Annotated in this window: 12 protein-coding genes and 1 pseudogene; 4 read left to right on the forward strand and 9 right to left on the reverse strand. The window is 69.5% G+C overall.

Translation table 11 applies throughout. The annotated features are described in order from the left end of the window. Positions 1 to 26: 26 nt before the first annotated feature. A complete protein-coding gene (locus QE399_RS20485; RefSeq protein ID WP_309831756.1) occupies positions 27 to 1271 on the reverse strand; it encodes an efflux RND transporter periplasmic adaptor subunit in 1245 nt (414 codons plus the stop codon). 198 nt (positions 1272 to 1469) lie between these two features. Beyond that, positions 1470 to 2303, reverse strand: coding sequence for an alpha/beta hydrolase (locus QE399_RS20490; RefSeq protein WP_309831758.1), 834 nt, complete (start codon positions 2301 to 2303; stop codon positions 1470 to 1472). A 179-nt stretch (positions 2304 to 2482) separates the two neighbouring features. Here QE399_RS20490 and QE399_RS20495 point away from each other — a divergent pair, with 179 nt between their 5' ends. Then, positions 2483 to 3397 (forward strand): LysR family transcriptional regulator, encoded by a 915-nt coding sequence (locus tag QE399_RS20495; protein WP_309831760.1) that lies wholly within the window; start codon positions 2483 to 2485, stop codon positions 3395 to 3397. A 142-nt stretch (positions 3398 to 3539) separates the two neighbouring features. Further along, entirely contained in the window at positions 3540 to 3848 is a 309-nt protein-coding gene (locus tag QE399_RS20500; protein WP_309831762.1) for a VF530 family protein, read from the forward strand. A gap of 277 nt (positions 3849 to 4125) precedes the next feature. Here QE399_RS20500 and QE399_RS20505 read toward each other — a convergent pair whose 3' ends face one another. From QE399_RS20505 to QE399_RS20515, 5 genes and pseudogenes are all read right to left on the reverse strand, one after another. After that, positions 4126 to 5094, reverse strand: coding sequence for an alpha-E domain-containing protein (locus QE399_RS20505; protein WP_309831764.1), 969 nt, complete (start codon positions 5092 to 5094; stop codon positions 4126 to 4128). 71 nt (positions 5095 to 5165) lie between these two features. After that, positions 5166 to 5234, reverse strand: a pseudogene (locus QE399_RS20825) (alpha-E domain-containing protein); the annotation flags it as partial. Then, positions 5228 to 5374: an alpha-E domain-containing protein gene (locus QE399_RS20805; RefSeq protein ID WP_405044030.1), complete on the reverse strand. Its 147-nt coding sequence runs from the start codon at positions 5372 to 5374 to the stop codon at positions 5228 to 5230. The gene QE399_RS20805 and the pseudogene QE399_RS20825, both read right to left, overlap by 7 nt. A gap of 1 nt (position 5375) precedes the next feature. After that, the gene (locus QE399_RS20510; protein WP_309831766.1) at positions 5376 to 6920 is read right to left on the reverse strand and encodes a circularly permuted type 2 ATP-grasp protein; all 1545 of its coding nucleotides are present in this window, start codon (positions 6918 to 6920) and stop codon (positions 5376 to 5378) included. Between the two features lie 229 nt (positions 6921 to 7149). Next, complete coding sequence (locus tag QE399_RS20515; RefSeq protein ID WP_309831768.1) at positions 7150 to 9753, reverse strand: DNA internalization-related competence protein ComEC/Rec2; 2604 nt, start codon at positions 9751 to 9753, stop codon at positions 7150 to 7152. A gap of 163 nt (positions 9754 to 9916) precedes the next feature. Here QE399_RS20515 and QE399_RS20520 point away from each other — a divergent pair, with 163 nt between their 5' ends. After that, positions 9917 to 10375, forward strand: a complete 459-nt coding sequence (locus QE399_RS20520) for a RidA family protein (RefSeq protein WP_309831770.1) — start codon at positions 9917 to 9919, stop codon at positions 10373 to 10375. Between the two features lie 73 nt (positions 10376 to 10448). Continuing rightward, complete coding sequence (gene pdxY / locus QE399_RS20525; protein ID WP_309831772.1) at positions 10449 to 11357, forward strand: pyridoxal kinase PdxY; 909 nt, start codon at positions 10449 to 10451, stop codon at positions 11355 to 11357. A 48-nt stretch (positions 11358 to 11405) separates the two neighbouring features. On the opposite strand, the gene QE399_RS20530 is transcribed toward pdxY, so the two are convergent. After that, a complete protein-coding gene (locus QE399_RS20530) occupies positions 11406 to 12227 on the reverse strand; it encodes a MetQ/NlpA family ABC transporter substrate-binding protein (protein ID WP_309831775.1) in 822 nt (273 codons plus the stop codon). A 271-nt stretch (positions 12228 to 12498) separates the two neighbouring features. Continuing rightward, complete coding sequence (locus QE399_RS20535) at positions 12499 to 14319, reverse strand: methyl-accepting chemotaxis protein (RefSeq protein WP_309831777.1); 1821 nt, start codon at positions 14317 to 14319, stop codon at positions 12499 to 12501. Positions 14320 to 14323 lie beyond the last annotated feature (4 nt).

The following is a 14323-nucleotide window of genomic DNA, read 5'->3' on the forward strand; positions in this document are numbered from 1 at the left end:
TTCTTGTCTTGGTTCTATGCGCGCGTTCAGACCGCAGGCTGCTTGGCGGCCGCACGCGCCTGCTTGCCGTCGCCCGCGAGTTCGGCCTTGGTGCCCATGGGCACCTCCTGCGGGGCAATGGCGGCACCGGGGCGCACGCGCTGCAGGCCGTTCACCACGATGCGCTCGCCGGCCTTCAGGCCCGAGGTGACCACCCGCAGGCCGTCCACCGGCGCGCCCAGCTGCACCTCGCGGTACTCGGCCTTGTTGCCCTCGCCCACCACCATCACGAACTTCTTGCTCTGGTCGGTGCCCACGGCGCGTTCGTTGATCAGCACCGCCTGCGTGCTCTTGACCTGGCCCATGCGGATGCGGGCGAACTGGCCGGGCATCAACGCGCCGTCCACGTTGTCGAACACGGCGCGCACGCGCACGGTGCCGCTGCGCGCGTCCACCTGGTTGTCGATGAGCTGCAGGTGGCCGGTGTGCGGCGTGCTGCCCGCCGTGCCGGTCCCCATCTGCACCGGAATGCTCTCGATCTGAGCGCGGGCGCTCTTGCCGCTGCGCAGGCCTTCCAGGGCCTTGGCGACGATCTGCTCGTCGGTGTCGAAGCTGGCGTAGATCGGGCTCACCGACACCAGCGTGGTCAGCACCGGCGCGCCGGCACCGGCGGCCACCAGGTTGCCCTGCGTGACCTCGATGCGGCCGACGCGGCCCGACACGGGTGCGCGCACCTGGGTGTAGCCCAGGTTCAGGCGCGCCGTGTGCAGCGCGGCCTGTGCGGCGCGCAGGTTGGCGTCGGCCTCGCGCTGGGCGTTCACGCGCTCGTCGTGCTCGCGCTGGGCGATGGCACGCTCATCCCACAGGCGCGTGGCGCGCTCCATCTCGCTGCGGGTATAGGTCATGCGGGCCTGCGCCGCCACGACCTGCGCCTCGGCGCGATCCACCTCCGCGGCGAAGGGCGCCGGGTCCACGGTGAAGAGCAGGTCGCCCTGCTTGACCAGCGCGCCTTCGCGGAAGTGCACGGACTGCAGCGCGCCGGCCACGCGGGGGCGCACGTCCACGCGCTGAACGGCTTCGAGCCGGCCGGAGAACTCATCCCACAAGGAGACGTCCTGCTGCACCACCGTGGCCACCGACACCGGCATGGCGGCGGGCGCAGCCGCGGGGGATTCGGCGTGCGACGCGCTCAGGCCGAACATCGCGCCACCCGTGGCGGCCAGGGCTGCGGCAGCACCGGCAGCGGTCCACCACCGGCGGGCGGGCGAGAAAAGAGTGGATGGCTTATTCATGGTGATTCCTCCGTGTTTTCAATCTCGAATCGGTACGACAAAAAATCAGGGCAAGCCTTTTCCCTCCGGCACGAGAAGGCCGGAAAAAAGGCGCAAAGGGGAACGCCGTGCGGTCAGCAGGCGTGCGGAGTCTCAGACCTCAACCACGGTTGAGGTCAAGCACCAGGCACGGCTGCGGGCGCAGGCAGGGTCAGGAGGTCACTGCGGGGCGGGACATCGCGTGGCCTCGAAGAATCGGCGGAACTGTTCCTGCACCTCGGGGGCACACGGACAATCGCGCTCACCGGGCTGCAGCAGGGCGTCGGGCCACTGCGCTGCCTTGTTGAAGACATGGCGCGTCACGGGCTGGCCCGCCGCTTCCAGCCGCGCGGCATAGGCCAGCGCCTCGTCGTGCATGGGGTCGTCGCTGCCCACCAGCACCAGCGTGGGAGGCAAACCCGCCAGCCGCTGGGCCGCCGCAGGCACGGCATAAGGGTGCTCCGCATCCCGGGCGCAGCCCAGGAACTTCATCCATCCGGCAGACCACTTGCATTCGGTGGCCTCGCCGGTGGCGGCGCGCACCGAGGGGGTGCCGACGCACGGGTCCAGCATGGGCGACAGCAGGATCTGCCCGGCCAGCGGCGGATGCGCCTGGTCGCGTGCCATCAGCCCGACGCCGGCAGCCAGGTTGCCGCCGGCCTCCTCGCCTGCCAGGTACACCAGCGCGCCCTGCCCTGCGAGCTTGGTGCGGTGCTTGAAGGCCCACTTGAGCACGGCGTAGCCGGTTTCCAGCGGCTGCGGAAACGGCGTGAGTGGATAGGCCACCGACACCACGAGCGCACCGGCCGCTTCGAGCAGACCCGCCACCGTGCAGCCGTTGTCCAGGTCCCCGGACACGAACGCCCCGCCGTGGAAGTGCACCACCAGCGGCAAGGTCTGGCCGGCCCGCTTTCGGCCATACAGGCGCACATCCACCGCCTGGCCCTTCGCCACCTCAATGGTGGAGTCGGTGCAGACGGACGGCGTGGGCGATGGCGTGGTGGAGCGGGTCATGGTGGTGGTGCCGGACAAGGACCGGGTGATGTGAAATGTAGCGACGCGGTCACCGACGATAAACCAGCCAAACGCCACAGCACTGTTTCCAAACTTCGAACAATGCGGCCACGGTCTGCGTGTGAGAATTCTTTCCGTCTCTGCAAGAGACGGAGAAGAGAACAAAGGGGAATCAATCCATGGACCAGATACAGGCCATGCGAATATTCGTGCGGGTGGTGGAAGCCGGCACGTTCACGCGCGCCGCCGATTCGTTGCAGCTGCCCAAGGCCAGCGTGACCAAGCACGTGCAGGCGCTGGAGGAGCGGCTGCGCGTGAAGCTGCTCAACCGCACGACGCGGCGCGTCACCGTGACGCCCGATGGCGCGGCCTACTACGACCGCACCGTTCGGCTGCTGGCGGATTTCGACGACATCGAGGCCAGCATGAGCCAGGCCCGCGCCAATCCGCGCGGGCGCCTGCGGGTGGACGTGGGCACGGCGGTGGCCCGGCTGCTCATCATTCCGCGCCTGGCGGAGTTCCAGGACCGCTACCCCGACATCCAGATCGACCTGGGCGTGAGCGACCGTACCGTGGACCTGATCGGCGACAACGTGGACTGCGTGATCCGCGGCGGCGAGCTGGCCGACCAGTCCCTGGTGGCGCGGCGCATCGGCAACCTCGAATTCATCACCGTCGCCTCGCCCGACTACCTTGCGCAGCACGGCACGCCCAAGCACCCCCTGGAGCTGGAGAACGGCCACCGCAACGTGATCTATTTCTCGCCCGTCACCACGCGCCGCTATCCGCTCGAATTCCACAAGGACGGCGAGGTGCTGGAGATTGCAGGCCCGTCGCAGCTGGCGGTGAACGAGAGCAATGCCTACGTCTCCTCGCTGGTCGCGGGCCGCGGCGTGGGCCAGATCACCACCTTCCAGGCGCAGGACTACTTCGACGAAGGCAAGCTGACCCGCGTGCTGGAGGACTGGTCGCACCCGCTTCTGCCCGTCTACGTGGTGTACCCGCCCAACCGCCACCTGAGCGCCAAGGTGCGCGCCTTCGTGGACTGGGCGGCTGAACTGTTCGCCAGCGAGCCGCATCTGCAGCGGCAGTGAAAGGTGGGCGCGCCGCCTGGTTTGCCTGTGGCGCGGCGCGGCCACCCAGCCGGCGAAGGGGCCGGGAGTGCACGTGGGCGCAGGCCGGGCCGCAGGCACGCGCCAGCCGGCATGCGCGTAGGAGCGCGTATGCTCGCCGCCCATGCACGACGACGACTCCACCGCCCTACCGCCGGCACCTGCACCGGCACCCGCCCAGCCGGCAGCCAAGCCGCCCGCACAGCCCCGCAACCCACTCCACGGCATGACGCTGGAGGCCATCGTGGTGGCCCTGCAGCAGCACTATGGCTGGGGCGGTCTGGCGCGCGAGGTGCCGATTCGCTGCTTCGAGAGCGACCCCAGCGTGTCGTCGAGCCTCAAGTTCCTGCGCAAGACGCCCTGGGCGCGGGAGAAGGTGGAAAGCCTGTACCTGTTCATGCTGCGCGAGCAAAAGCGCAGAGGGCAGCGCTGAGCGTCGGCGGGTTCAGCGAACGGCTGCAGCGGGTGGCGCAGGGGCTGATAACCAGCCCAGCCTGTGGCACTTCGGAAGTCATCGGCGCTACAGCGTCGCTATCGAAAAGGTAGCTGCTTGCGCTTGATGCTCAAGTACTTCAGTACCTTTTCACCATCAAGTCCATATAGGACAAGCGCCTGCCGCTATCTTTTCAGATGCAAAGCAGGCGCCTGGGTCCGGTCGGTACTGCAGCCGCCGACGCCGCAGCGCGCGGCACCGGCAGGCCCGGCCGGTGTCAGTGCGGCACGGGCACCAGGAAGTCCCGGCTGATGCCGGCGCCCAGTTCGTTGACTCGGTCGAGGAACTGCGTCAGGTACGCGTGCAGCCCCGTGGCCAGGATCTCATCGATGCGGCCGTAGCGCAGGTCGGCCAGCAGCCGGCCCGCCTTGCGCTGCGTTTCGCGCGACTGGTCGTTGGCGACGACGGCCAGGTTGTCCGCCACCTCGCGCAGGCTGGCGTGCAGCGAGCGCGGCATGTCGGCCCGCAGCATCAGCAGATCGGCCACGCGCTCCGGGGTGATCACGTCGCGGTAGACCTTGCGGTAGACCTCGAACGCCGACACGCTGCGCAGGATGGCGCTCCAGTGGTAGAAGTCGAACTCCGGCGTGGCCCGGCGCGGGTTCTCCACCGAGCCGTGGAAGTCGCGCTGCACGGCGTGGAACTTCACGTCCAGCAGGCGCGCCGTGTTGTCGGCCCGCTCCAGGAAGGTGCCCAGGCGCAGGAAGTGGAAGGCCTCGTCCTGCAGCATGGTGCCCAGCACCACGCCGCGCGAGAGGTGCGAGCGGTATTTCACCCACTCGAAGAACTGCGCCGGATCGCGTTCGAAGGCATTGCCCTGCAGCTGCCGGATGAGTTCCAGCCAGGTCTGGTTCTGCGTCTCCCACACTTCGGTGGTGAGCGCGCCGCGCACGGCCCGCGCGTTCTCGCGTGCAGCGCGCAGGCAGGACACGATGGACGACGGGTTGTTGCCGTCGCGCACCATGAAGTCCAGCACGCCGGCCGGCGTGACCTCGCCATGCTTGGCCGTGTAGGCCGGCATGAGTTCGCTGATGGACAGCAGGCCCTGCCAGCTTTCCTGCGCCATGGCCGCGGACTGCGGCAGCAGCGAGGTCTCGTAGCTCACGCTGAGCATGCGGGCGGTGTTTTCTGCCCGCTCGGTGTAGCGGGACATCCAGAACAAATGGTCAGCGGTACGACTCAGCATGCAGCCTCCTCGGGCAGAAAACCCCGCACGCGCTGCGCGCGCTGGCTGTGTTGTAGCGAAAGCGCGCCTGCGGCTTGCTTTTCTGCCCGCTCGGTGTAGCGGGACATCCAGAACAAATGGTCAGCGGTACGACTCAGCATGCAGCCTCCTCGGGCAGAAAACACCGCACGCGCTGCGCGCGCTGGCTGTGTTGTAGCGAAAGCGCGCCTACGGCTTGCTTTTCTGCCCGCTCGGCGCGGCGGGACATCCAGAACAAATGATCAGCGGTACGGCTCAGCATCTCACGCCCCTCCCAACGTTTGCGTCATGGCGCCCAGCGACTGGGCGGTGCCGCCGAGCGACTGGCTCTGCTCCGGCCACGGCAACGGCGGCGCGGCGCTGTCCTCGCCCAGAACCCAGGTGTCCTTGGTGCCGCCGCCCTGGGACGAATTGACGACCAACGAGCCTTCCTTGAGCGCCACGCGCGTGAGGCCGCCGGCGACCATCTGCACCTTCTGGCCCGAGAGCACGAACGGGCGCAGGTCGATGTGGCGCGGGGCGATGCCCGATTCCACATAGGTGGGGCAGCTGGACAGCGACAGCGTCGGCTGGGCGATGTAGCCCGAGGGGTTGGCGACGAGCGCCGCGCGGAACTCCTCGATCTCGGCCTTGGAGGCCGCCGGGCCGATCAGCATGCCGTAGCCGCCGGCGCCGTGCACTTCCTTTACGACCAGTTCGTGCAGGTGGTCGAGCACGTACTTCAGGTCGCCCTCCTTGCGGCACATCCAGGTCGGCACGTTGGACAGGATGGGCTCCTCCCCCAGGTAGAAGCGGATCATCTCCGGCACGTACGGGTACACCGACTTGTCGTCGGCGATGCCCGTGCCCACCGCGTTGCAGATGGCGACGTTGCCGGCGCGGTAGGCGCTCATCAGGCCGGCGCAGCCCAGCGTGGAGGTGGGGCGGAACACCTGCGGGTCGAGGAAGTCGTCGTCCACACGGCGGTAGATCACGTCCACGCGCTGCAGGCCGCGCGTGGTGCGCATGAAGACGAAGTTGTCCTTGACGACCAGGTCCTGCCCTTCGACCAGTTCCACGCCCATCTGCTGGGCCAGGAAGGCATGCTCGAAGTAGGCGCTGTTGTACATGCCGGGCGTGAGCACCACCACCGTGGGCTCGGCCGAGGTGGGCGGCGCGCTGGCGCGCAGCGTATCCAGCAGCAGGTCGGGGTAATGGGCGACCGGCGCCACCTTGTGCAGCGAGAACAGCTCGGGAAAGAGCCGCATCATCATCTTGCGGTTCTCCAGCATGTACGACACGCCGGATGGCACGCGCAGGTTGTCCTCCAGCACGTAGTACACGCCATCGCCCTTGGCGTCGGGCGCCCGCACGATGTCGATGCCGCTGATGTGCGAATAGATGTTCTGGGGCACGTCCACGCCCACCATCTCGGGGCGGAACTGGGCGTTCTGCAGGATCAGATCGGCGGGGACGATGCCGGCCTGGATGATCTCCTGCCCGTGGTAGACGTCATGGATGAAGCGGTTGAGCGCCGTGACGCGCTGCACGAGCCCCTGCTGCATGCGCAGCCATTCGTGCGAGGGAATGATGCGCGGGATCAAGTCGAAGGGAATGAGCCGCTCGGTGCCGGCGCCGTCCTCGTCCTTGGCGCCGTACACGGCGAAGGTGATGCCGACGCGGCGGAAGATCATCTCCGCCTCCGATCGGCGGGCCTGCATCGCTTCTTCCGGCTGCTTGGCCAGCCACTGGCCATAGCGCTTGTAATGTGCACGCACGTCGCTGCCCTCGAACGGCAGCATCGCGTACATCTCGTCGAACTTCTGCATAAAGCGGTGCCTCCTGTGGAAACGCGTGACACGGTTCATGGGACGCACATTGCAGGACACATGCAGACAGGCCGCACACCAGCGAGCGCGCCCATGAAGTGCCAGCACGCTATCAGCAGCATAGCAAGTTGCGCGCCCACTTCCGGAAAGCCGTGTGAAAGACAGGCGGCCGGGCCCGCGTAGGCAGCCAGGCCGCGCCCTGCCCCCCGCGCCTGCGGGCGCCGCGCGCTCAGTCTTCGGCGGTGGGCGCCGCCGCTGGCAGCGTGTGGTGCCATACCCTGCGGCCCGCCTCGCGCTCGCACTGCACGGACTGTGGGCGGTCGGACGCCCACGTCGCGGCGCCGCAGCGGGCCGTTTCCACCAGCAGCGCCCCCCGCTGCCGGTAGCGGGCCGCCACCTCGGATGCTGGATGGCCGAAACGGTTGCGATAGCCGGCCTGCACCAGTGCAGTGCGAGGCCGTACGGCGTCCAGAAACGCCTCGCTGGACGAGGTCTTGCTGCCGTGGTGCGGCACCAGCAGCACGTCGGCCGCCACATCTTCGCCACGCTGGAGCAGCGCGGACTCCTGTGCACGCTCGATGTCGCCGACCAGCAGCGCGACGGCGCCCCGTCCCCCGCCTGCCGCAGCCACCGGTGCGGCAGCGATGCGCAGCACGCACGACGCGGCATTGGGCTTGGCGGCCTCTGTGCGGTCCGCCGGTGACGGATGCAGCACCTCGAACGCCACGCCATCCCACTGCCAGCGCTGACCGGCCACGCACGGCACCACCGGTCGCAGCGCCTGCAGCGGATGCCCGGCCTCGATGGAGCCCCGCACCGCCGCCTGGGGCTGCTGCGCCAGCACCGCGGCCGCGCCGCCGGTATGGTCCAGATCGCGGTGGCTCAGCACCAGCAGATCCAGCCGCTCGCCAAGGGCCCGCAGCAGCGGCACCAGCACGCGCTGGCCCGCGTCGCTGTCCTGGTGGTAGCGCGGCCCCGCGTCGTAGAGCAACGCGTGGCCGGCGGTGCGCACCAGCACGGCCTGGCCCTGGCCCACATCCACCGCCATCAGGTCGAACTGGCCGGCCGCCGGCCGCGCCGGCTGCCACCACAGGGCGGGCAGCAACAAGGGCAGGCCCAGCAGTCGCACGCCCCAAGGCAGACGCAGCGCCAGCAACGTGCCACCCACCACCGCCACGGCGCCGGCCCACAAAGGGGCGATGGGCAGCGACACCTGGGCCCACGGCCACTGCGCAAGCCATTGCAGGCCGGCAGACAGCGGCAGCACGCACCAGGCGGCCGCGTCCCACAGCGGGGCCCAGAGCACTCCCGCCAGCGCCAGCGGCGTGAGCACCAGCGTCGTCCACGGAATGGCCACGAGGTTGGCGGCCATCCCGACGACGGACATCTGCCCGAAGAGCAGCAAGGTGAGCGGCGTGAGCGCCAGGGTGACCGTCCACTGCTCGCGCAGCAAGGCCACGCCCCGGCCGCGCCATCCCTGAGGGGCGCCACGCGCGCCATGGACGGGGTCGCTCGCGAACAGCACGGCCACCGCGACGAAGCTCAGCCAGAAGCCGGCCTGCAGCAGCGCCCACGGGTCGGCGACCACCACCACAGCGCAGGCCAGCAGCCACACCTGCGGCCACGGCCAGCGCCGCCCGGACAGCCGCAGCAGCGCGACCGTGGCGAGCATGCACACCGTGCGCTGCGCCGGCACGCCCCAGCCGCTGAACAGCGCGTAGCCGGCGGCCAGCGCCACGCCGCATGCCAGGGCCGCCGAGGGTGCCGGCACGGCCAGGCACAGCCGCTGGGAACGCCGCCACAGCGCGCCAGCCACCGCCGCGGCGATCCACGCGAAGAGCGTGATGTGCAGACCGCTGATGCTCATTAGGTGGGCCACGCCCGTGGCGCGGAAGACATCCCAGTCGGCGCGGTCGATCGCGCGCTGGTCGCCCGTGACCAGCGCAGCGACCACGCCGGCCGCACGGCGCCGCGCCGTGTCCGCCGGGTCTTGCGATGCCGCCAGACGCTGCACGATGGCATCGCGCACGTGCTGCCGCGCCTGCTCCACAGGGTATCGCCATGTGCTGGCCAGGCGCACGGGCGCTTCATGGCGTGCCCCGTCGCGCACATAGCCCACGGCCTGCACGCCCTGCTCCCACAGCAGCAGTTCGTAGTCGAACCCATGCGGGTTGTGCGCGCCGTGCGGGGCCTTGAGCCGCACCGTCATCGCCCAGCGCTCGCCCGCGCGCACCGCGGGCAACGGCTCTGACGGGGCGGCCGCCGCCGGCGCATCGCGTGTAAACGAGGAGGACGCATACCACGACACGTCGATCAGCGGCGGCACGGCCACAACCGTCCCGTCAAGGCGGGCCTCTTCCACGGCCATCCGCAGGCGCAGCCCGGCATCGCTCGCCTGCGGCATGGCCGCCACCACAGCGGCGATGCGCATGTCGCGGCCTTCCAGCGCGGGCGGCAGGGCGTCGGCCAGGAACATCGAGGCGCGCAGTCCGCACACGCCGAACAGCAGCAAAGCGCCCCCCGCTGCCGCAGCCGCGGCGCCGGCACGGCCGTGCCTCCAGGGGCGCCCGCCCGGGCGCGCCGGCGCCGCACGCAGCAGCCATAGCGCTGCGCAGCAGGACAGTCCAGCGGCCACCAGCGCCAGATAGGCGCTGCGCGGCCACAGAGCCGCCTGCTGCAACTGTGCGGCCGTGCCCAGCAGGCCGCCGGCCAACCACCAGGGCAGTCGCCAGGGCTGGCCAGCGCCATGCCTTTCAGGTGGCCTTGCAACGGCCGCCTTGCCGTCCGCAGCAACGGCGGCCGGCTGCAGGTTCGGGCGGTGCAAGGCATCCATCCGCACATGCTAGTGCCTGCCGCCGCACCGGTGCGGCGGCCTCGGCGTGTGTAACATGCGGGGCTGCCTGCAGCGCAGCGCCGAGGGCGCCGCCCCGCCGCCTGCCTGGGCCCCACGGCCGGCCGCCGCGCTGGATGTTTTGTTTTTTGCCGCAAGGATTGCCATGAGCGTTTACGACAAGCTGAAAGAACTCGATATCACCCTGCCCCCGGTGGCTGTGCCCGCCGCCGCGTACGTGCCGTACGTGCAGACCGGCAACCTGGTGTTCCTCTCCGGCCACATCGCGCGCAAGGACGGCAAGCCCTGGTCGGCCCAGTTCGGCCGCGACATCACGGTCGAGGAAGGCAAGCAGGCCGCCCGCGCGGTCGCCATCGACCTGCTGGGCACGCTGCACGCGGCCACGGGCAACGACCTGAACCGCATTCAGCGCATCGTCAAGGTGATGAGCCTCGTCAACTCCACCGGCGACTTCACGGAGCAGCATCTGGTGACCAACGGTGCCAGCGAACTGTTCGGCGAAGTGTTCGGCGACAAGGGCAAGCACGCCCGCAGCGCCTTCGGCGTGGCCCAGATCCCCATGGGCGCCTGCGTCGAGATCGAACTGATCGCCGAACTGGCCTGAGTTTCCGGGTTCGTCCGCACCGCGCCGCACCGCTGTCCTGGCGCTGCGGCGTTTTTCATTACCTCGCTCCGCCATGCCTGCTAACACCCCGCCCCTCGTTGCCGAGCCTCCGCTCGTGCTGTCCATCCAGTCCCACGTGGCCTACGGGCATGTGGGAAACGATGCGGCCATGCTGCCGCTGCAGCTGCTGGGCATCGAGCCCGTGGCCGTGCACACGGTGCAGTTCTCCAACCACACGGGCTATGGCGAATTCAAGGGCCAGGTGTTCACGCCGGCGCACATCGGCGACGTGCTGGACGGCCTGCGCGCACGCGGCGTGCTGGCGCGCTGCCAGGCCGTGCTGTCGGGCTACCTGGGCGACGCAGGCGTCGGCGAGGCCATTCTGGCGGCCGTGCAGGAGATCCGCACCCAGCGGCCCGAGGCGCATTACCTGTGCGACCCGGTGATGGGCGATGTGGGCCGCGGCGTGTTCGTGCGCCCCGGCATCCCCGAGTTCCTGCGCCGCCGCGCGCTGGCGCAGGCCAGCATCCTCACGCCCAACCAGTATGAATTCGAGATGCTGCACGGCCAGCCGCTCGGCTCGGTGGACGACGCCATCGCCGCTGCGCGCGCACTGCTGGGCAGCACGCCGGGCACCGGTCCGTCCCTGATCGTGGTGACCAGCCTGCGCACGCCCGACCTGCCCACGGACCGCCTGGCCACGCTGGCCGTCACGGCGCGCGACGCGTGGCTGGTGCAGACCCCGTTCATCGACCTGCAGCCGCTGCCCAACGGCATGGGCGACGTGTTCTCTGCGGTGCTGCTGGGCCATCTGCTGCGCGGTGCATCGGAGCCCGATGCCGTGTCCAGCGCGGTCAGCAGCCTGTACGCCCTGGTGTCGCGCACCACGCCGGGCCAGCGCGATCTCCCGCTGGTGGCCTGCCGCGAACAGATCACAGCGCCCGCGGAGCGCTTTCAGGCCACGCCCTGGACGGGTGCGTGACCGGCCGCAGGGAAAGCCCACGGCCGGCAGCGAGAGCTGCCCACCGGCTCACCAGGGAAAGTCGATCAAGTCCCCGTAGAGGCGCCGCAGGATCGCCTTGACCTCGGGCGACTGCTGGTAGATGGCGATGAACTTCAGCAGCCGCGGGTCATTCTCCTTCTCCGGCGTCGTCACCCAGCGGATGGCGTAGCGCTTCACGTTCTCGGGCACGGTGTTGTCGAACGCCAGGCCCTGCTTCTCGTCCACGCCGCCGTGCTTGGCGAAGGTCGTGTAGGTGACCACGGCGGTCACGTCCTCGAAGACACGGGCCGATTGCGCGCCTTCCACGGCGATGAGCTTGAGCTTCTTGGGGTTCGCCGTGATGTCTGCCGTCGTCGCGAGGTGGCCGGCGCCGGGCTTGAGCTTGATGAGCTCCATGGATTCGAGCAGCAGCAGCGACCGCGCGTTGTTCACAGGGTCCGACAGGATCGCGATGGTGGCGCCATCGGGCACGGCGTCGCCCTTCTTCAGCTTCTTGGAGAACAGTCCGATGGTGGTGGAGTAGCCATAGGCGATCGGCTTGAGATGCACGCCCCGGCTCTGGTTGAAGCGCTCAAGGAACGGGTAGTGCTGGAAGAAGTTGGCGTCGATCGAGCCTTCGGCGAGGGCCGTGTTGGGCAGCACCCAGTCCGTGAACTCCACCAGCTTCACATTCAGGCCCTGCGCGCGCGCCAGCTCGATGGCTTTTTCCGTGGCCTCGTTGGCGACGGAAGGAATGGCGCCGATGCGCAGCGGTGGCTGCTGCTGCGGCTGTGCCTGGACGGCGGCCACCGTGGAAACGAAGAGGGCCGCGATGGCGAGCCGCCGGGCGGTGGAGAGCAATGCAGACATGGAAGGCGTGATGGCAGACGAAAGCCGGGATCATCGACGCACCAGGCGGGAGAAGGCAAGCGGGCTGCTGGATGTCCCTGCGTGCCTAAGTGCCTGCGTGTCTGCGTATTGCAGGCCCTCTGCCGAAGGCCCTCGTCTCGCCGGTGGAACGCTATTGAATCAATAGCTTTATGCGCTTGTTAAACAACGACTTCCGGCACTTTTCTATTGAAAACGCTTATGGATCAAGCGCTAACAGCTCACTTATCCATAGCATCTAATCCACGGCACCTCAAAAGCTTTCCCAATCGTCATTGCCGCCCTGGCCCGCCAGCGCCGGCTGGCGCGCCGCAGCCGCAGCCGATGCCTGTGCCGGCTTGCCAGCCGCGGCGGCAACGGGCTGGGCAGCGTGGGGACTCCGCAGCGCCGCCGCAGCGGACTTGCCCGCAGCCGGGGCCGTTGCCCGGCCTTCCGCCCCGAGGGCAGGCGTGCTGCGCGAGGCAGCGGCCGTTGCTGAGCCGGATGCGGCAACCGATGCGGATGCCGCAGCGACCGCCGGGGCAGGGGCGCCGCCAGGCACCTTGAACACCGCCACCGTGCGTGCCAGCTGCTCCGCCTGCTCGCGCAGGCTCTGCGCGGCGGCCGCGCTTTCCTCCACCAGCGCTGCGTTCTGCTGCGTCATCTGGTCCAGTTGGCCGACCGACTGGTTGACCTGGCCGATGCCGGCGCTCTGCTCGGACGCCGCCGCCGTGATCTCGCCGATCATGTCGTTCACCCGCTGCACCGAACGCACGATGTCTTCCATGGTCGTGCCCGCATCCCGCACCAGGCGGCTGCCCGCCTCCACCCGCTCCACCGAGGTGCCGATGAGCTGCTTGATCTCTTTGGCCGCCTCGGCGCTGCGCTGGGCCAGGCTGCGCACCTCGCCCGCCACCACGGCAAAGCCCCGGCCCTGCTCGCCCGCCCGTGCGGCCTCTACCGCCGCGTTCAGCGCCAGGATGTTGGTCTGGAAAGCGATGCCATCGATCACGCCGATGATGTCGGCGATCTTCTTGCTGCTGTGGTGGATGTCCTCCATGGTGGAGACCACCTGCGTGACCACCTCGCCGCCGCGCCGCGCCACGCCGGTGGCGTTGGCCGCCAGGCCGCTGGCCTGCTGGGCGCTGCTGGCGCTTTGCTGCAGCGTGCTGGTGAACTGCTCCATGGCCGCCGCCGTCTCCTGCAGGTTGCTGGAAGTCTGCTCGGTGCGCGACGACAGGTCGTGGTTGCCGGTGGCGATCTCGGCGCTGGCGATGGCGATGCTGTCCGTGCTGTGGCGCACCTGCTGCACCACGCCGGCCAGCGCCTCGCTCATGGCGTACTGCGAGCGCAGCAGATCGCCGAACTCGTCGCCGCGCGTGACGGTGCCCTGCGCGCTCAGGTCGCCCCCGGCGATGCGCGCGGCCAGGTCGTTGGCCTGCGCCAGGGGCCGCTGGATGCTGCCGATCAGGTAGTGGGCGCCGGCCACGATGGCCAGCAGCAGGGCGACCACAGCCACGCCGGCGATCTGCAGGGTGAGCGTGCGGGCTGCCGCCATCTCGGCCAGGCGCGCCTGCGCGGTCTGCTCCTGCAGTCGCACGAAGTCGCGCAGCGCCTGCAGATAGGTGCCGACGGCCGGGTCGTAGCGCTGCTTGACCAGCGCCACGGCCTCGTCCTGCCGGCCGGCCGCCTTGGTCTGCCGGGCCTGGCCGCGCAGATCGATCATGGTCTTGCGGGCCTCGGCGATCTTGGCCATCTGCGCCTCGTCGGCGTCGGCCAGGGCCATGCTTTCCAGCGATTTCTGCACGGTGGTGATCTGCGCGCTGGTGGCGGCGATCAGGTCCTTGAACTCGGCCTCGACCGCCGGATCGCCGCTCACGATGAGCGCCTGCGTGCGCGCGGCGTTGGTCTCCGTCAGCCCGGACCAGCGCATGGCGGCCGACACCCGCGCCTGCATCTCCCGTGCGATGGCGTCGGCCTGCGCCTGCACCTGCACGGTGCGGTAGCCCGCCAGGCCGACCACCCCGGCCAATGCAACGACGATCAGGAAAACGGCGAGCCAGAGCTTCTGTGCGATGCGGACGCGTTGGAACATGGTG

The sequence above is a fragment of the Paracidovorax wautersii genome (assembly GCF_031453675.1).
GTDB lineage: Bacteria > Pseudomonadota > Gammaproteobacteria > Burkholderiales > Burkholderiaceae_C > Paracidovorax.